The organism is Roseateles sp. P5_B10 (assembly GCF_056400485.1).
Map to the genome: position 1 here is coordinate 1 of NZ_JBFULE010001628.1, position 588 is coordinate 588.

1 protein-coding gene is annotated in these 588 nt (G+C 66.8%); it reads left to right on the forward strand.

What is annotated here, in order from left to right; translation table 11 throughout:
• Window positions 1-523: GGDEF domain-containing protein (locus tag AC1DU6_RS34985; protein ID WP_477863139.1), on the forward strand; the 523-nt coding region annotated here is incomplete at its 5' end.
• Window positions 524-588 lie beyond the last annotated feature (65 nt).

Consider the following 588-nt stretch of genomic DNA (forward strand, 5'->3'; position numbering starts at 1 on the left):
GGAAGTGGAGACCGCCCATGCGGCGCTGGAAGTTGCCGTCAAGGCATCCCAGACCGACTCGCTGACCGGGCTGAAGAATCGCGAGGTGCTGTGGGACCGGCTGAGCCACGACATCGCCCTCGCGCGCCGCCATGGTGAACGCCTGATCATCTATTTCCTCGATATCGACGGCTTCAAGCAGGTCAACGACGAGTTCGGCCACGCCGTCGGTGACCTGCTGCTGCAGCGTGCGGCGCGCGTGCTGCAGGCCACKGTGCGTAGCAGCGACACGGTCTGCCGCATGGGCGGCGACGAGTTCGTCGTGCTGGTTGCAGCGGCGCGGCGCGAGGACGCCGCGCAAGTGGCCGGCAAGATCGCCACCGCACTGGCCGAGCCTTGCCTGCTCGCCGGCCATCCCATGTGCATCTCGGCCAGCATCGGCTTCAGCGTCTTCCCCGATGACGGCGAGTCGCCCGGCGTGCTGATGCGCAAGGCGGACGAGGCCATGTACCGCATCAAGCGGACCGCGTCGCACCCACGCTAGCCACGGCGGTTCCCGCCACCTGAACTTCTGCTTCTGTCGCAACAGTCCTCTGTACTGAGGATGTC